This is a genomic window from Oceanospirillum sp. (assembly GCF_048265165.1).
In the GTDB taxonomy this organism is placed as follows: domain Bacteria; phylum Pseudomonadota; class Gammaproteobacteria; order Pseudomonadales; family Halomonadaceae; genus Oceanospirillum.
On record NZ_JBLXCD010000002.1, the window covers coordinates 621670 to 637426 of the forward strand.

Sequence of the window (15757 nt, forward strand, 5' to 3'; positions counted from 1 at the left end):
GCCAGTTGAGGCTGTAGGCAGGGTGGTAGCGGTATCGCCCTGTTTTTTACATATACCCTGACCTTTATAAGGTTTTTAACTGGGCGATGTATGATGTTACCTTTAAAAAAATGATCTGAAGCATCCGCTGCAGATATCTGTTTTTTTAGTGCTTTGAGTACCCCATGAATAATAATAAATACAAGTTTGTTTCTCTTTATGTGATCTGCTGCAGCTTTAAATTAAACAGGCACGACTATGTTTAACCGGCTGTCGCTGCGGCAAAAGCTGATTGCAGTTCCTGTTATCGGATGCTTTATCGTTGTCATTTTTATCTTTGCGATGCTGGGGCTGGTCAACCGTCAGGAAGAGGCCATGCGCCAGATTGTGACAGAAGACCTGAGCAGTATCGCCCGAAATACCTCTCTTTTATCTGACCTTTCCCGAAACCATGTCTCTTTTCAGGAGCTGCTGGCCCGTTATCAGCAACAGATAGATAACTTCAGTCTGAGTAACATTGGTCTGAGTCGTATCCATGTGATCTACCAGATACGGGATAATCTGCAGTTGGAGTCTCAGTTACAGCGAAGTACAGAGATTCCCCGGCTGAGTGAAGCCCTGAAGGCTCTGATTGACGACCTTGAGGGGTATGCTGTCAGTGCTGAGGCAACCCTTGAACATGCCGCTGATCATCATCCGGCAACGCCACAGATGTTGCTGCTGCTGAATCGCAGTTTTGCCAATACGCATCGCCAGTTCATCACCTTTTTGGAGTTGATGGGCCAGAGTATTAACGATGACACCACAGCAGAGCTGCAGGCGCTGGAAGAAGAAGTTATTGTTTTTACTATGTTGATGAGCCTGGTGCTCTTCATGCTGTTGGTATTCAGTTTCCGCCAGACGGGCGAGTTTTCCAGTAGTTTGCATCGCATGATTAAGGCATTGAATACACTAGCCTCTGGAGAGCGGCGTATCGGTCTGCGTGACCGGCACTTTGAAACCAAAGAGTTACAGCAGATGTCGGAAGCGATTGACTGTTTTCAGCGTAGTCTGGTGGCACTTGATATCACACAGAATAAGGTTGAAGAGACTAATAAACAGTTACGCCAGGAGATTACCTTTAAAGAAAATGCTGAGTCTGAGCTGAATAATGCTCTGGATGCACTGCAGCTGGCGAATGATGAGCTGGAAAATCGAGTCTCAGAGCGTACACAGGAGTTGGCTGAGATCAATGATAGCCTTCAACAGGAAGTGGATTTCCGGCGGGAAGCTGAAAAGCAGTTACAGCTGTTTAAGATGGCTGTTCATAATACCAGTGAAGCCGTAATTATTACCGACTCAGACGCCTGTATTCTGGAAGTAAACCCTGCGTACTGTCAGATTACGGGCTATAAACGGCAGGAAGTGCTGGGTAAGAACCCTAATATTACTCGCTCTGATCGACATGATTCTGAGTTTTATCGACAGATGTGGGAACAACTCCGTCAGTGTGGTGAGTGGAGTGGTGAGATCTGGGATCGCCGTAAAAGTGGTGATGTATTTCCGAAGTGGCTCAGTATTAATGCGGTAAATGATGGCACTTCCGACCATACATACTACGTCGGTGTCTTTATGGATATCAGCCGGATTAAACAGGCCGAGCAAGAGCTTGAGCGGCTGGCTTACTATGATCCCCTGACCGGCCTGCCCAACCGAGTTCTGTTTGATGATCGCCTTGAACAGGAAATCAGAACCTGCACGTCTGACCATGGTTGTTTTGGATTGCTTTATATTGATCTGGATCGTTTCAAGTATGTTAATGATACCCTGGGCCATTCCGTGGGTGATGAGTTACTGGTTGAAGTGGGGCAGCGTATCAAAAGCTGCATTCGGGAACCGGATACCGTAGCCCGCATGAGTGGTGATGAGTTCACTGTTATCGTGCGTAGTGTCCGTGGATCTGATGACATGGAAGTTGTCGCAGCCAAGATCATTGAACAGATTGAGTTGCCGGTACAGATTGCAGAGCGGGAGATTTTTGTCGGTGCCAGTATCGGTATCAGTCTGTACCCTGAGCATGCCTCTGATAGTGAGCTGCTTAAGAAATATGCAGATCTGGCAATGTATAAGGCCAAGGAGTCTGGCCGGGGGCGTTATCAGGTTTTCAATGCCGATATGACGGCGGTCGACCTTGATCGTATGGCGCTGACCGGTCAACTGAAGCAGGCGATCAGTCAAAAAGAGTTTATTCTGCATTATCAGCCAATCGTCTCTATTGCTGATTCTTCTATTTCTGCTGTTGAAGCACTGATTCGCTGGCAGCCGGAAGATGGCAGGATTATCTATCCGGGAGACTTTATTGAGCATGCGGAAGAGACCGGACTCATTCATGCTATAGGTGACTGGGTACTGGAAGCAGCCTGTGAGCAGGCGGCGATCTGGAATAAACAACTGAAGCATCCGGTAGCGATGGCGGTTAACCTATCCGCTGTTCAGTTTGAAAACCCTGAACTTCCTGCTTATATCGCAGACATACTCAACCGAACGGGGCTTAACCCTGAGTTACTGCATGTAGAGATTACTGAAACGACTGTGATGAAGCAGCCGGATCAAACAGAGAACCTGCTCAGGGAGATATCAGCGTTAGGGGTTAAGATCTCCATTGATGACTTTGGTGCCGGTTATTCTTCCCTGAGCTACCTGATGCGTTTTACTGCTAACAAACTTAAAATTGACCGTGCTTTTACTCAGCAACTGACCGAGCGGCGTAATGATCAGATTATTCCGACGGCTATCATCAACCTGGGAAGCAGTCTCCACCTTGAAACCGTAGCGGAAGGTGTTGAAACTGAGTTTCAGCTACAGATGCTGAAAGATAAAGGTTGCACTTATGCACAGGGGTATCTTTTAAGCCGACCTGTGTCGCCGGATTCAGCATTTGAAATGTTAAAGCAACACTGGATTAGACCGTCCTGATGTCCGCTGGGGAACCCGTTGACCACCTCCCTGTCTGATGGATAACTAAACTGTTCACTAGGATACGACCTGAAATATGAAGCCATTTATATTGTCACTGGCATTACTGGCAACGGTTACTTTACCGGTACAGGCTGCAGATACCGAAGCGTTAAAAGAGAAAGCAGCGGAGTTTGCAGATGAAACTGCTGAGGTAGCCTCCGAGGTTGGGAGTCAACTGAAGGATTGGGGGAGTAAAGCCTGGGACACCAGTAAAGAAGCGGCAGATGCGGCTAAAAAAAAGCTGACGGAAACTGACCGTGAAGCTGTTGGGGAAACTCTGAAAGATATTGGTAGTTCGTTGCTTGAAGGGGGGAAGCGCGCCGCTGAGGCAGCCAACGAGAAGCTGGATGAGTTCAGCCGTGAGCAGGAGATGGACGAAGTCCCCGAAGCTGAAGGTACCATGATCTGAGTATTCTTTATGGGGAGTGTAGGTCGCGGCTTTAGCCCGACAGAGTTGTCGCCCTAAAGGACGACCTACACGAAAGAAGTGTTGCTCCAGGGCAGAGCGTTATTTCAGATAGGTACTGTTACTCTGGTATAGAAAGGGTAGATGTAGGGAATGTAGGTCGCGGCTTTAGCCCGACAGACTTGTCGCCCTAAAGGACGACCTACAGAAAAGAAGTGTTGCTCCAGGGTAGACCGTTATTCCAGATAGGTATAGCCCGCCAGCCCCTCTTCCAGCTCTCTGATAAAGAGCGCCTGCTCTGCATCGGTCAGGTCACTGGCGTCCATCTTGGCGCGGTAGCTGTCCATCAGTTTGTTTGGATCAAAGTTCACGTACTCCAGAACCTTGGCCACAGTATCACCCTTGATCACCTGATTGATCTGCACCTCACCCCCGACATTGACGGTAACATCCACCGAGTCCGTATCACCGAACAGATTGTGCATATCCCCCAGAATTTCCTGATAAGCCCCCACCAGGAATACGCCTAACAGGCGTTGCTCACCTTCCGGCCAGGCCGGTAACGGCAGAGTGGTTTCCAGTCCCTGACCGTCCACATAAAGATCGATTCGGCCATCGGAATCACAGGTAATATCCTGAATAACACCACGACGTAGTGGGGGCTGATGCAGTTGAGACAGAGGGAGAATCGGGAAGATCTGCTCGATACCCCAAACATCCGGCAGCGACTGGAAGAGGGAGAAGTTAGCGAACAGTTTGTCGGCCAGTTTCTCATTCAGCTCATCCAGAATGGTACGGTGAGCACGGTTACGGGTGTTAAGCTGACCACGTAACTGGTCACAAGTCGCGGTGTAGATACGTTCTGCCAGAGAGCGCTGGGGCAGACTCAGAATGCCCAGGGTGTACATATCCTGCGCTTCAGAAACCGCCTGCACCACATCGTGATAGCTTTCCACCAGAGAACGTTCGTCAGCGCCCTGCGTCACCAGCTGAAAGGCGCGCCATAGCTCCTGGATTACCGCAGGTTCGTCATCACTGATGCTGTCCGGTGCATTAGTATCCGGTGACTCAATATCAATTACATCGGTAATCAATACTGCGTGGTGCGCGGTAATCGCCCGACCTGATTCGGTAATCAGGTGTGGGTACGGTAGATTATTATTACGGCATACCTCGTTGATCGCATGCACTACATTGTTGGCATACTCTTCCATACTGTAGTTGATGGAACAGATACTACGGGAGCGAGTGCCTTCATAATCCACACCCAGGCCGCCACCGACATCGACAAAGCGTACGTTCGCACCCAGATTGCACAGCTCGTTATAGAAACGGCCGCACTCCTTCAGGCCGCGCTGAATATCACGGATGTTGGCGATCTGAGACCCCAAATGGAAGTGCAGCAGTTGTAGTGTATCCAGAGCATCGGCTCTTTTCAGTTGCTCAACTACCTGCAGAATCTGGCTGGCCGAGAGACCAAACTTGGACTTCTCACCACCGGTGTTTTGCCAGTTACCTTTGCCGATGGACGCCAGACGGGCACGGATTCCCATGCGCGGCTTTACGCCCATCTTTTTACTTTCTTCCAGTACAAGGCTCAGCTCGTTCATCTTCTCGATGACGATAAAGACTTTATGGCCGAGTTTTTCGCCCAGCAGCGCCAGCCGTACGTATTCCCTGTCTTTATAACCGTTGCAGACAATAACGGAGTTTTGTTGTCCCGTTTGTGCCAATACTGCCAGCAGCTCCGGTTTACTACCGGCCTCCAGGCCTACACGGTTGGCTGAACGGGCAGAGGTATTCAGAATTTCTTCCACCACACGGCGCTGTTGGTTTACCTTGATCGGGTAAACCGCTGTGTAGCCGCCAGTGTATTCCTGTTCCTGCATCGCCTTATCAAATGCCGCACACAGGCGGTTTACACGGTGGTGCAGAATATCGGTAAAGCGAACCAGAACAGGTAACGAAAGCCCCTGAGCCTGAAGCGTCTGACAAAGTTGAGTCAGGTCCACTGAAGCATTCGGCTGCGTCGGGCTGGGTTTTACAACGACCCGACCCTTAGGATTAACAGCAAAGTAATCACTGCCCCAGTGGTCTATGTTGTAAGTGCGGAACGCATCTTCAAGGCTCCAATCGGTCATCTCTTCGTTACTCACCTTTAGGGTCTGTGGTGACACTGCAGAACAGGTGCAGGTCGGGATTGTCTGAACGGTTCTGAGGGTAGATCATTTTAATGACGAAAGCAGTTTTTCCTGTGTACTTTGTCGTGATTGACTCGCTTTCCGGGTGCCTTTCAGGCGCGCGCATTATCCATTCAATCCGGGAAAAATCAAACAAAAATACTGTGCTTCTCACCGACTGACTTTTATCGGATTTTGGGTTAAAAATATCTTTGTTTCTACAGGGGCAATCCGTTATTGTTGCGCCCCTTATTTAAACGGCTTGAAGGGCTCTTTCAAACAGAAGAGTTTAGGCTGCAGGCCATCTTCCCATCAGGTGCAACCACATCTCAGGTTTCAGAAATGAATGCCCGGGATGCAGACGTTTCTGAGATGCAATTGTTGAGGTAGCTATGAGCGAACAACTGGACAACAACTGGTTTACTGAGGTTTTCACTTCCTGTGGTTCCGGCTTTTCTTTGAAAGTAAAAGCGAAACTGCACGAGGAACAGAGCCCGTATCAGAAGCTGGAAATCTACGATACGGAAACTTATGGCAACCTGATGGTGATTGATGGCTGCGTGATGCTGACGGATCGTGACAACTTTCTCTATCATGAGATGATGTCTCATCCGGCACTGTTCAGCCATGCAGATCCTAAGCGTGTGGTGATTATCGGTGGTGGTGACTGTGGAACCCTGCGTGAAGTACTGAAGCACCCTGGTGTTGAGAAAGTGACCCAGATCGATATCGACAAGCTGGTAACCGACCTTTCCGAAAAATACTTCCCGGCACTGTGTGACAGCAATGATGACCCTCGGGCCGAGCTGTTGTTTGAAGATGGTGTGAAGTGGGTTGATGAGTGCCCGGAAGAAAGCATTGACCTGATCATTGTCGACTCTACTGATCCGGTTGGCCCGGCGGAAGGCTTGTTCAAAGTGGATTTCTTTAAGCGCTGTTTCCGCATCCTTAAACAAGGGGGCGTTATGGTGCAGCAGTCTGAGTCGCCGTTGTACCACACCGACAGCATTATCAAAAATCTGCATGTTGATATGCAGGCAGCAGGTTTCAGCACTACCGCAACCCTGCCGTTTCCTCAGCCGGTGTATCCGTCAGGCTGGTGGAGTTGCACACTTGCAGGTAAAGGCACGGATGTTAAATCTTTCCGAGAAACTGATTCTGCGGCCAAAGGTTTTGAGACCGACTATTACACCGTGGACATGCATCATGGCGCCCTGACTTTGCCTCCTTTTATGAAGAAGGTTCTGGGATAACACCTAATATTTGTCAGGCTAGTCAGGATTCTTCTGACTGGCCTGATGGCGCTCAGAAATTATTCGGCCTGACCGGTTAAGTGATCTGCCATACGAATAATTGCAGAGACTTGTTGGTTTTTACGGGAGAAGAAAGGCTCTGATTCGTAGCCCCACCAATCCCAGCAGCCTTTTGGATTAGGCAGGCTTTTTTTTGTCTGTGGATAAAGCACCACGATATTATTGGTTTCTGCCCAGCGGTTAAAACCACTGTTCCGGATAAAATGGTCTTCGGCAACCTCTGCACTCTGATCACAACCGTGCAACGCGATATGCAGCTTGCATCTGTTGTTATCATCACGGCAGGCTTCAGGAATATAGAGATAACCCCTGTCCAGCATGCCTTTACCCTCAAAAAACTCCAGTTGCCCAAACTCCACTATATCGCTTTTCTGGTTTGTCTCCGCTGCAGGCTTTAGCTGACCATACAGAGTAGAGAAGGCTTCACCTGCACCATCAAAGTGACAGTTTTGCAGATGATGGCCTGATGGTGAGCCACATTCCGCATCGGTCTGCAGTGTTGGAAACCCATGCCCGGCTTCCGGAAGCGCCGTGATCCTCAAGTTATAGCTGGCCACCAATGTTTGGTAAAACGTTATCAGGCTTTCAGTAACCGCTGGCGCTACGACAGCATCACTCTGACCCATAAAGATATAAACAGGGTCATCCACCAGCAGAGCCAGATCACCAATAGTACCGCTGCGACTGGCTTTCTGTAGCATGGTCATACGCTCCTGCTGGCTAATCATGGGCAGGGTAGTTTTCATACAGGACATCATGGCATGGCTTAAGCCTTTAATCGCGCACCCCCAGGGGCCAGCAGAGAAAATGGCAGCCCCTTCGATTTTTTCCGGATGTGCCAGATGTAACTGATTGGCCATATAACCACCGGAAGAAAAACCCGATACTGTGATTGATGCATGGTTAAGGCTTGCCAGATAAGGAAGTCGGCTATAATTATCATCAGATTGGTTTGACGTACAGGCGCTAAGAATCAGGCCGCAAGCCAGAAGGCTGAGCAAGTGAATGAAACGTGAGGAGTTGTGCCAAGCCATAGGGCTAAACCTGCATAGGGAAATTTGTCGCTACCATAGCGAATCCCTGAGAGGATTCCTATTGCGCCTTTTGCCTATATCGCCTTGTTTATCCGGTGGGTACTAAAGAGTTGAAGGTTACGTTATTTGTGGTTCGAGAAAGAATACAAAGGCATAAACAGTATATCGACAGCTTTTATCCACTGGAATACCCCCCTTAACCACAGAGTTATCCACAGGCTGAGTGATATATGTTTCTAACCGGGCTCCTGGTGGTTATCTCGGATGGCCAGAATTGCATCCAGGTTGCTCATAAAAGCATCCACTAAACTGGGCTCGAAGTGAGTGCCTCTGTTTTCCCGGATGAGAGTCAGGGCATCTTCAACAGACCAGGCTTTTTTGTAGGGACGTTCAGATGTTAATGCATCAAACACATCTGCGATGGCGCAGATGCGGCCGACCAGAGGTATCTCTTCACCTTTCAGGCCGTTCGGGTAGCCAGTACCATCCCATTTTTCATGATGAGTCAGGGCTATATCGCGTGCCATCGTCAGTAGGTCAGAGTCTTCACCTTCCAGAATATCAGCACCCATCTGAGCATGTTGCTGCATAATTTCCCACTCTTCAGGCTCAAACTTGCCGGGTTTGAGCAGGATATGATCAGGAATACCGATCTTACCGATATCATGCATAGGACTGGCATTAAGCAGCAGGTCACACTGGTATGGATCCATTCCCATCGCTTCACCCAGAAGATGAGATATTTTACTCATACGGACAATATGTAAACCTGTTTCATTATCGCGGTACTCTGCCGCACGGCCCAGACGGCGCACCACCTGCAGGCGGGTTTCATTTAACTGCTGAGTACGCTCAGTAACCTTCTCTTCCAGCGACTCATTCAGACGCTCCAAACCCTGGCGGTATAGCTTAGTGCTTAAAAGGTTTTTTACCCGGTGAAGCAGCTCATTTCGTTCAAAGGGCTTAGTAACGTAATCCTGAGCACCGACCTCCAGAGCCTGAGTACGAAACTCCTGAGCAGACTGAGCAGTTAAAACCAGAACCGGCGGCGGGGTTTCAAAGCGCGCTTTAAGGGCTTCCAGAACAGCAAAACCGTCCATATGAGGCATATTAAGGTCAAGCAGAATCAGATCGAAATCATGGGTATCAACCAGGTCACAGACTTCACGAGGGTCCATGGTGGATGCAATATCACTGTACCCTGCTTTAGCCAGAGTTCTTTCAAGCAGTTTCACGTTGACCGGCTCATCATCAACAATGAGAAGTTTGCCTGCAAAAATATCAATGGATGATGTCATTCTTATGCCCTGTTAGCGTCTGGCGTCTTACAGCTAATGTAAAACCTTGCTGGGTTTAACGCAAACCCCAAGTTGGTCTTAAACATCCAGATAGCAACGGCGGCCTTAAAATCTGAAATGCAGTTAGAGCTTGGTATAAAGGGGCTGATTTACTTGGGAGCGGCTGTAATATTTTGTTCGGGAGAAAAATTCAGGGGAGTGTTGCTTAGAATGAGATATAAACAGAGGTTTAAAATCACGTAGCTTATTGATTTTAAATGGCCCGCTCGGCGCGATTCGAACGCGCGACCACCATTCGGAGGGCAGTCGGGAAATGGATTTCAAATAGTGCTAATTAACATTAATGCATTTTAATCAATAGGTTAGCGTTATTATCAGATGGCTGGTTGTGTAGTTTAATGTCACATGAAGTCAGTTTTCTGGTCACAAATGAGAACTAAAAACCATACATTTTGTCCAACTATTTAGATTGAGATTAGCACGGATGAGAGGTTGGTTTGAAAACTGGGGATGACAACGTATCGGTACTTGTAGAGTGGCTAAAGAGTAATACAGATCTGCCTGAAATAGCGATAGAGCACTTCGTCAGGATGTGCCTTTTTCTCAGGTTTCCGAGAGACCTTATCTACTTCTTTTTTGTCCTTGAAACGCTCATTGAACTGCTAGAAATTGCGTCTGAAGTTGACGGTGCTGAGCACTGTAAATCAGCACTCGATTTCGAGTTAGCGTTGGATGTTTTGCATGTGCTTCAAGAGCATGAGGAAGCAATTATCTTAAACGTGAGTTCTGACCTCAATCGTTGGCATCCATCTTTGATTAAAGCATCTAATACCGATAAGCATCCATTTTGGGGTGGGTTTCAGTTTTATCCTGTCTACTCCTTCCTTTTTAATTCAGCTGATACCGATGATGAAGATCATAAAACAGATTATCGATATCTGCAGGCTAATACTCTGATAACTGTTCTCATCATGAATACTTCTGCGGTCAATTTGACAGATATATGGTCCTCCTGGAAAAGTTACGCACAGAACAAAAAACCTGCAAAAAGCTACGTGATCAGTGCCTGCCGATTTGTCCGAGCGAGTAGTGATCAAGATCACTTTGATCAGTTCGAAGATGTCCGATCAGAGAGTTTTATCGAAGTGGTCGAGGAGAGAGGTCATGTTAGTGGTGAAGACCGACCTGTAGCCCACACCATGCTAAATAGCTTGTTCTGCCATGCCTATGATGTTCTTTTTCCATACCAAAAAGCGGCTGCCAAGAAAGACAAAAAAACCAGTAGCAAAGACAGAAAAACGAAGCATCGGAAGAAGCAGAGTAATCAGTTCTCTGATGGTTTTGTGCTCTATCCAGCGGCATACACGGAAGAGGACATCTCAGGCGAATTCATTGGACTACCAAACCTTAAGATAAAGCTACTTGGAGATAAAAAGCCACGAGATGGCCTGACACGTTGGCGAGATTGGGATGTACCTCCAGAAGAGCTCTCTTCTGACCCAAATGTTGTTTGCATTGATGATATTGATTCTAAAAATGCGCCGAGTAATCCACGGTCCATGGCAAGGCATATTAGTATGTCCAATCAGTGCTTGAAAGTCGATTGGGGGCGATTAACGCATACTGAAATGGCTCAAGTCATGAATGCGATTATGGCTGACTTGAGTTCAGGAAAGTTAAAGGCTCATCAGCAAGAGGTTTTGGTGATGTTGCTTCTTTCCATCTGGCTAGGTCGTTCAATTGATGAGCTAAAGACTCTGTGTTGGCTCGGACTGAATGCTCGTCCAGATAAGAATAAAATCTATATTCAAGATGATTGTGAGGGCAAGGTCAGCCACTTTGTTTTCTCACCAGTGAAACCGTCGTTAAAAAAACACCTATCGGCTAAGAAAAAGCAGCATGTGTATCCTCAAGCTGAGTTCATAAAACTACCTGACATTCTGCACTTGGGGTCAATTATTGAGGCATTCTGCAAGCCAGCTAAGATGAAGGAGAAAGATTCAGCTCTGATTTTTACCCGACGGGTGTCGACTTATAAAGACGGCATTCGAGCGTTTATTGGAAGTTTAGATATCTCTGCTAGGGTATCTCTGCCACGCTTACATCATTATCTGCATAGAAATCTGGTTTTTGAAAGTAATGCGGATCTGGTTGATGCGACATTGCTGACGAGCCAATTTCGTACTCCGGTGCATACTCTCCTTCACTATACGGCGACCAGTGAGGCGAGGCTGACTGATATTTATCTTCGCACAGTGAAGGCATGTCTAGCCAAGCTGAAAAAGGCGGGCATGAAGAACTTGGAAGGTGTTCTGAAGGATAGTCAGCTCTTTGCTCCAGTGAATCTTGATAAATCATTTGCAGGCTCTCCATCCAGTCCAAAGTCAGCAAGCGTCAGAATAGCCCTAGATAGAATCCGAAAAGATCTGATGGCAAGCCAAGAAAGCAGTCGAGAACGCCATAATCTTTTCACACTTTATAATTTTCTATTTCAGTCGTATCAGGTAGGTATTCGTGCAGTTTTAAATCCTTTTTTGTGGCTTGAAAATATCGTTGAGATTGATGGCAGCCTTGATGTAGTCATGTTGTCCGACAAGGACAATGAAAATTACTTTAACAGTCGTATTGTTCCAATAACTGAGCGGCTGAAAAATCAGATGGCTGTTTTTGAGAAATACCATCGCAAGAAAGTGAAACGACTAGCTAAGAATAATTCCGTCTTTTCTGGGTATTTCTCTCAGCCTAAGCCATCACCATTTTTTCTGGATCAAAATGGTAATCCAGAAACTCTAAGACCAAAGGTTATTGAGAGATATCTAAGGCCTTACCTTCCATTGCCGGCTAACTCCAACCGAAAGTTTCTTCGTACAGAGCTAAATAGAATGGGCTGTGATCAGGAAGTCATCGATGCCTTCCTGGGGCACTGGTCCCGAGGCCAGGAGCCGTGGGGTGAGTTTTCAACGGTAAGTTCGATCGAGTTAGCAAAAGCTATTGCTCCAAAACTTGATTGTTTAGCTGAGTCGATTGGCTTATCACTGGTCGAGATTAAGGCATGACAATGGAGTCTACAGATCAGGCTGTTAAACAATTGCTTCTTCCTATATGGAAAGAACCAGAGAAAAGTGCAAAGAGGCATGAAAGAAGGCAGGTGTTATTAAAGTTTCTTTCAGCTGAAACAAGCCAAGTTGCAGGTGTTCTTTTATATGGCGAACAGCCTGAAAGGGGTGGGGGAGAAGAAGCTGATCAGTCCGCTAAGGTTAATAATGATGACGTCGAGATGCTGGTTTCTGAGTTGTTTAAAGAACTGGCAGGCTCGAAAGAGGAGCGGGTTAAGGTCATCAAACTTCTGAAACTGATTATCAGGGAAGGAAACAAGCAGTCTCTTTGGAGCATTCCTGAGCCTGCAGTGCCAATGATAATTCCTGAGGTGAAAGGGCGATTTACACCTCAGCGATTTGATGTAAGTACGAGGCAGAGAGAAAAAGGCTGGCGAGAAGTATTCTTCAGAATGCTTGAGTCCCAAGGTCAGCTGGATTCTGATGGCCGGTTGGGACTACTGCTTTACAGCGCTATTTGTGACGGAGGGCTACTGGCAACGTCACTCTTGAATGCTTTCATCCGACACCCTGCAGAGTTAATGAGTTTGAATAGTCAGGTGTATCTTCATCTTAGACCGGTCTGGTCTGGTCACGAGGGTGCAGAGAGCCGGATGTGGTTTCCTTCTCCTGTGACGCAAGCTTTGGTTGCGAAGACCATCGCTTCGGGGGAGTGGTTTTCCCCACCAGATAACAAGAGAAAGCATACCTCGTATGTCTTCAGGCTGATTACTAAATTTTTTAAACAAGCTGGCCTTGAGAAAAGTAACGGGCCAAGAAATATCAGTGAACTGCTTAATGCTACCTCTCTGATTTATGACCTACAGCTTGAGCCATTCGTTGCAGACTTTCTAAAACATAAGTATCTGAATCATTCGTTGAAGCCATCGGCCCTGGTTCGTCTTAGTCAGGACTCTCCCGCCAAAATTCATACCTTGCAGTGCTTAGATCGAACCAATATTGGTGTGGATAGCCTTGAAGAGTCAGAGGATTTGCCCGCTGTTGAACAGCAGTCCTCGGAGGAAGGCTATGTCATCCCTGGATTCCAAACTGAATGGAGCAAGCCTCAAAAACATGACTACCTGAAATACACCTTGTCTCAAATCAAGGAGGCATGTGGTGACCAAGAAGCACACTTGTATCGGTTGTTGGCTGAATGGATTGATAGCGAGCTGCACGGCAAAGCAGCACTGTCAGCAAACTCTGCCCGCTATTACTTTAATACACTGAGTCGTAACCTGTTTCCTGCGATTCAGGGGCAGTCCTTGGCTGAGCTGTCGGCGTTAGATTTTGAAGAGCTTTACCTAGAAGCGCTGTACCAGCTGAACAGCGATGGTATGCAGCGTAAGGTTGCCAAAATGCTGATGCGCTTTCATCGGTTTCTGGTGAATAAATATGGCCTGCCAGATATAGATTATAGGGAAGTGTTGGGGGCGCATGATGCACCGGTTCCTGTTGATGCTGACCTGATCTATTTTGATGAGTACCAGAAAATCTTGAAAGGGTTGGAGTCTTCAGGTTTAGAAAAGATCTATCCAGGATTGGTCAAAGTGGCGAGGCTGCTGGTCATTGTTGCCTTCAAATGTGGCCTGCGTAGGAATGAAGTTTTACGGGCTCGGCTGGCTGATTTTCAGTTGTATGGATCTGAACCTGAGCTATTGGTGAGGGCGCACCCGGGGCGTCGACTCAAGACACCGAATGCCCAACGAAGGATACCGCTTCATGCTTTATTGAGCGAGGATGAAATTGCTGAGCTGACAGCATGGTACCGAAAACGCCTGTCTGATAAAGGAGAGGTTGGCCGTTTAGAACAAGGTGAAGAAACAGATAATAGCGACTGGGCGAGTAGTCGCTCATCAAAACCTCTGGATGGCTATATGTTTAGCATCCCGGAGGTCAATCAACACGTTGTGTCTCAAGACTTGATCATGCCATACATTCATCAAGTGATGCGGCGGGTGACCGGTGACGAGTCGATCAGATTTCACCATTTCAGGCACAGCTTTGCCACCTGGACCTTGCTACGACTTCTTAATTTGGATTACTCAAAAGCACCGTTGGATAAACTGTTCGTGCAGAGACGTGAAACGCAATGCTGGATTGAGAGGAGTCAGCGGGATGTTCTGGTGCTGTTGACGGAACAACATACGAGGAAAAAACTGTTCTTACTGGCTCGCTTGCTCGGACATTCCTATCCAACCATTTCACTTGAGCATTATGTGCATTGCTTAGATTGGATTTCAGCACAACGAGTTCGGGCTATTACTGCTTCTGATTTTCAATTGGTTGTAAAAGCAACGGGGCTGCCTCAGGCCAGTGCATATCGGAATGGAGACGGTGATGTTGATTGCCTGCTCAATTATCAGCTGAGAAAGCTGAAGCTTCTTAATCTGGAAGTACCGAGTCTTCCCGAAACCAACGGTGACACTCTTGAAGTTTTTGATGAAGTTACGGAGAGATTAGAGCTTTGTTGGCGCTACTTGTATGTTATCAGCCGCTTCAACCTTGATCCGAAACAGATGGCTCAGACCTATGAGATACAGCCTGAACTTGCAGCGCAGTGGGTTGCAGCGGCTCAAAAGCTATGCAATCAACAAGAGGTGGGACGATTCCGGTTTTCGAAACACCCAGAGCAGACAGATAAGCTCTTGTGGGCTCCGGCAAAGCCAACAGAGAGTTCAGAAATGGCGCTGGCCTCGGACTGGGTTAAGAATCTGATGCGCTTGGATCGGGATTATCGGCTGGAAGTTCTGGATATCTATCAGTGCTACGGATGGGGTAAGCGGTATCACTTCGTTTTTAACAATGCTGAAGAGCTAAAGCAGCTTTATTCCTTGATGGATGAATTGGGGCTCACCCGAGATGACATCGTGTGTACGCTGTTGATGGGAGAGCTGGTTACGACCCGGGAAGAAGCAGCGAATCGCAGATACTGGAAGCAGGCTTTGAAGTCAGGTTGGAAGCGAGGTATGAAGACCTATAAATTCGCTCGAATGAAGAATATGGGAGATCATGGTCTGTTGGCTGTGAATATCCAAAACAAAGAAAGGAACAGAGCATCTGAAGCGTTCCGTTTTGTGATGGCTATGGCTCATATTCTGACGGAGTAGCGACTTGAGAGGTAAAGTTGGCTGGATCGGCCAACTTTACCCCGGGGAATTATTCCATCATGCCAACACAGTTTCCCTGAAGCCCGGCGGGGATTTGTCCGATGAGCTGCTGTTTAAAGTGGGTTAGATCTTCCGGTTCCAACTCAGTATTGGTCTGAAGCAAAAGCCGCTTTTGTACCCATAGCTCAAGTGCCGAGTGGTTACTGAGAGTAGGGTTGATTCCCAGGTAGGTTGCTAAGCCAAAGCCTTCCTGAATATGCAGGCCCAGAATCAGAGCTTGGGTAATAAACAGAGCCTGCGGTGAGACCCAAGAGGCGTTTTGAGAATATTGAGACATGATGTTCT

At 47.5% G+C, this 15757-nt stretch carries 9 protein-coding genes; 5 read left to right on the plus strand and 4 right to left on the minus strand.

The features are described 5' to 3' along the window. Nucleotides 1-237 precede the first annotated feature (237 nt). On the plus strand, nucleotides 238-2934 hold the full coding sequence (locus ACN0R8_RS06385; RefSeq protein ID WP_417596186.1) for a putative bifunctional diguanylate cyclase/phosphodiesterase: 2697 nt from the start codon (nucleotides 238-240) through the stop codon (nucleotides 2932-2934). A gap of 76 nt (nucleotides 2935-3010) precedes the next feature. Next, complete coding sequence (locus ACN0R8_RS06390; RefSeq protein ID WP_417596188.1) at nucleotides 3011-3385, plus strand: hypothetical protein; 375 nt, start codon at nucleotides 3011-3013, stop codon at nucleotides 3383-3385. Between the two features lie 233 nt (nucleotides 3386-3618). Here the strand turns inward: ACN0R8_RS06390 and speA are convergent, their stop codons facing one another. Then, entirely contained in the window at nucleotides 3619-5523 is a 1905-nt protein-coding gene (speA, locus tag ACN0R8_RS06395; protein WP_417596373.1) for a biosynthetic arginine decarboxylase, read from the minus strand. A 431-nt stretch (nucleotides 5524-5954) separates the two neighbouring features. Between speA and speE the strand changes: the two genes are divergently transcribed. Next, nucleotides 5955-6815 (plus strand): polyamine aminopropyltransferase, encoded by an 861-nt coding sequence (gene speE / locus ACN0R8_RS06400; RefSeq protein WP_417596190.1) that lies wholly within the window; start codon nucleotides 5955-5957, stop codon nucleotides 6813-6815. Between the two features lie 59 nt (nucleotides 6816-6874). On the opposite strand, the gene ACN0R8_RS06405 is transcribed toward speE, so the two are convergent. Beyond that, entirely contained in the window at nucleotides 6875-7909 is a 1035-nt protein-coding gene (locus tag ACN0R8_RS06405; protein WP_417596192.1) for a hypothetical protein, read from the minus strand. Nucleotides 7910-8145: 236 nt separating this feature from the next. Then, the gene (locus ACN0R8_RS06410) at nucleotides 8146-9207 is read right to left on the minus strand and encodes an HD domain-containing phosphohydrolase (RefSeq protein ID WP_417596194.1); all 1062 of its coding nucleotides are present in this window, start codon (nucleotides 9205-9207) and stop codon (nucleotides 8146-8148) included. Nucleotides 9208-9704: 497 nt separating this feature from the next. Between ACN0R8_RS06410 and ACN0R8_RS06415 the strand changes: the two genes are divergently transcribed. Both ACN0R8_RS06415 and ACN0R8_RS06420 read left to right on the plus strand, forming a co-directional pair. Continuing rightward, on the plus strand, nucleotides 9705-12263 hold the full coding sequence (locus ACN0R8_RS06415) for a hypothetical protein (RefSeq protein ID WP_417596196.1): 2559 nt from the start codon (nucleotides 9705-9707) through the stop codon (nucleotides 12261-12263). A 92-nt stretch (nucleotides 12264-12355) separates the two neighbouring features. Next, entirely contained in the window at nucleotides 12356-15412 is a 3057-nt protein-coding gene (locus tag ACN0R8_RS06420) for a hypothetical protein (RefSeq protein ID WP_417596198.1), read from the plus strand. A 49-nt stretch (nucleotides 15413-15461) separates the two neighbouring features. Here the strand turns inward: ACN0R8_RS06420 and ACN0R8_RS06425 are convergent, their stop codons facing one another. Further along, nucleotides 15462-15749: a hypothetical protein gene (locus ACN0R8_RS06425; RefSeq protein ID WP_417596200.1), complete on the minus strand. Its 288-nt coding sequence runs from the start codon at nucleotides 15747-15749 to the stop codon at nucleotides 15462-15464. Nucleotides 15750-15757 lie beyond the last annotated feature (8 nt).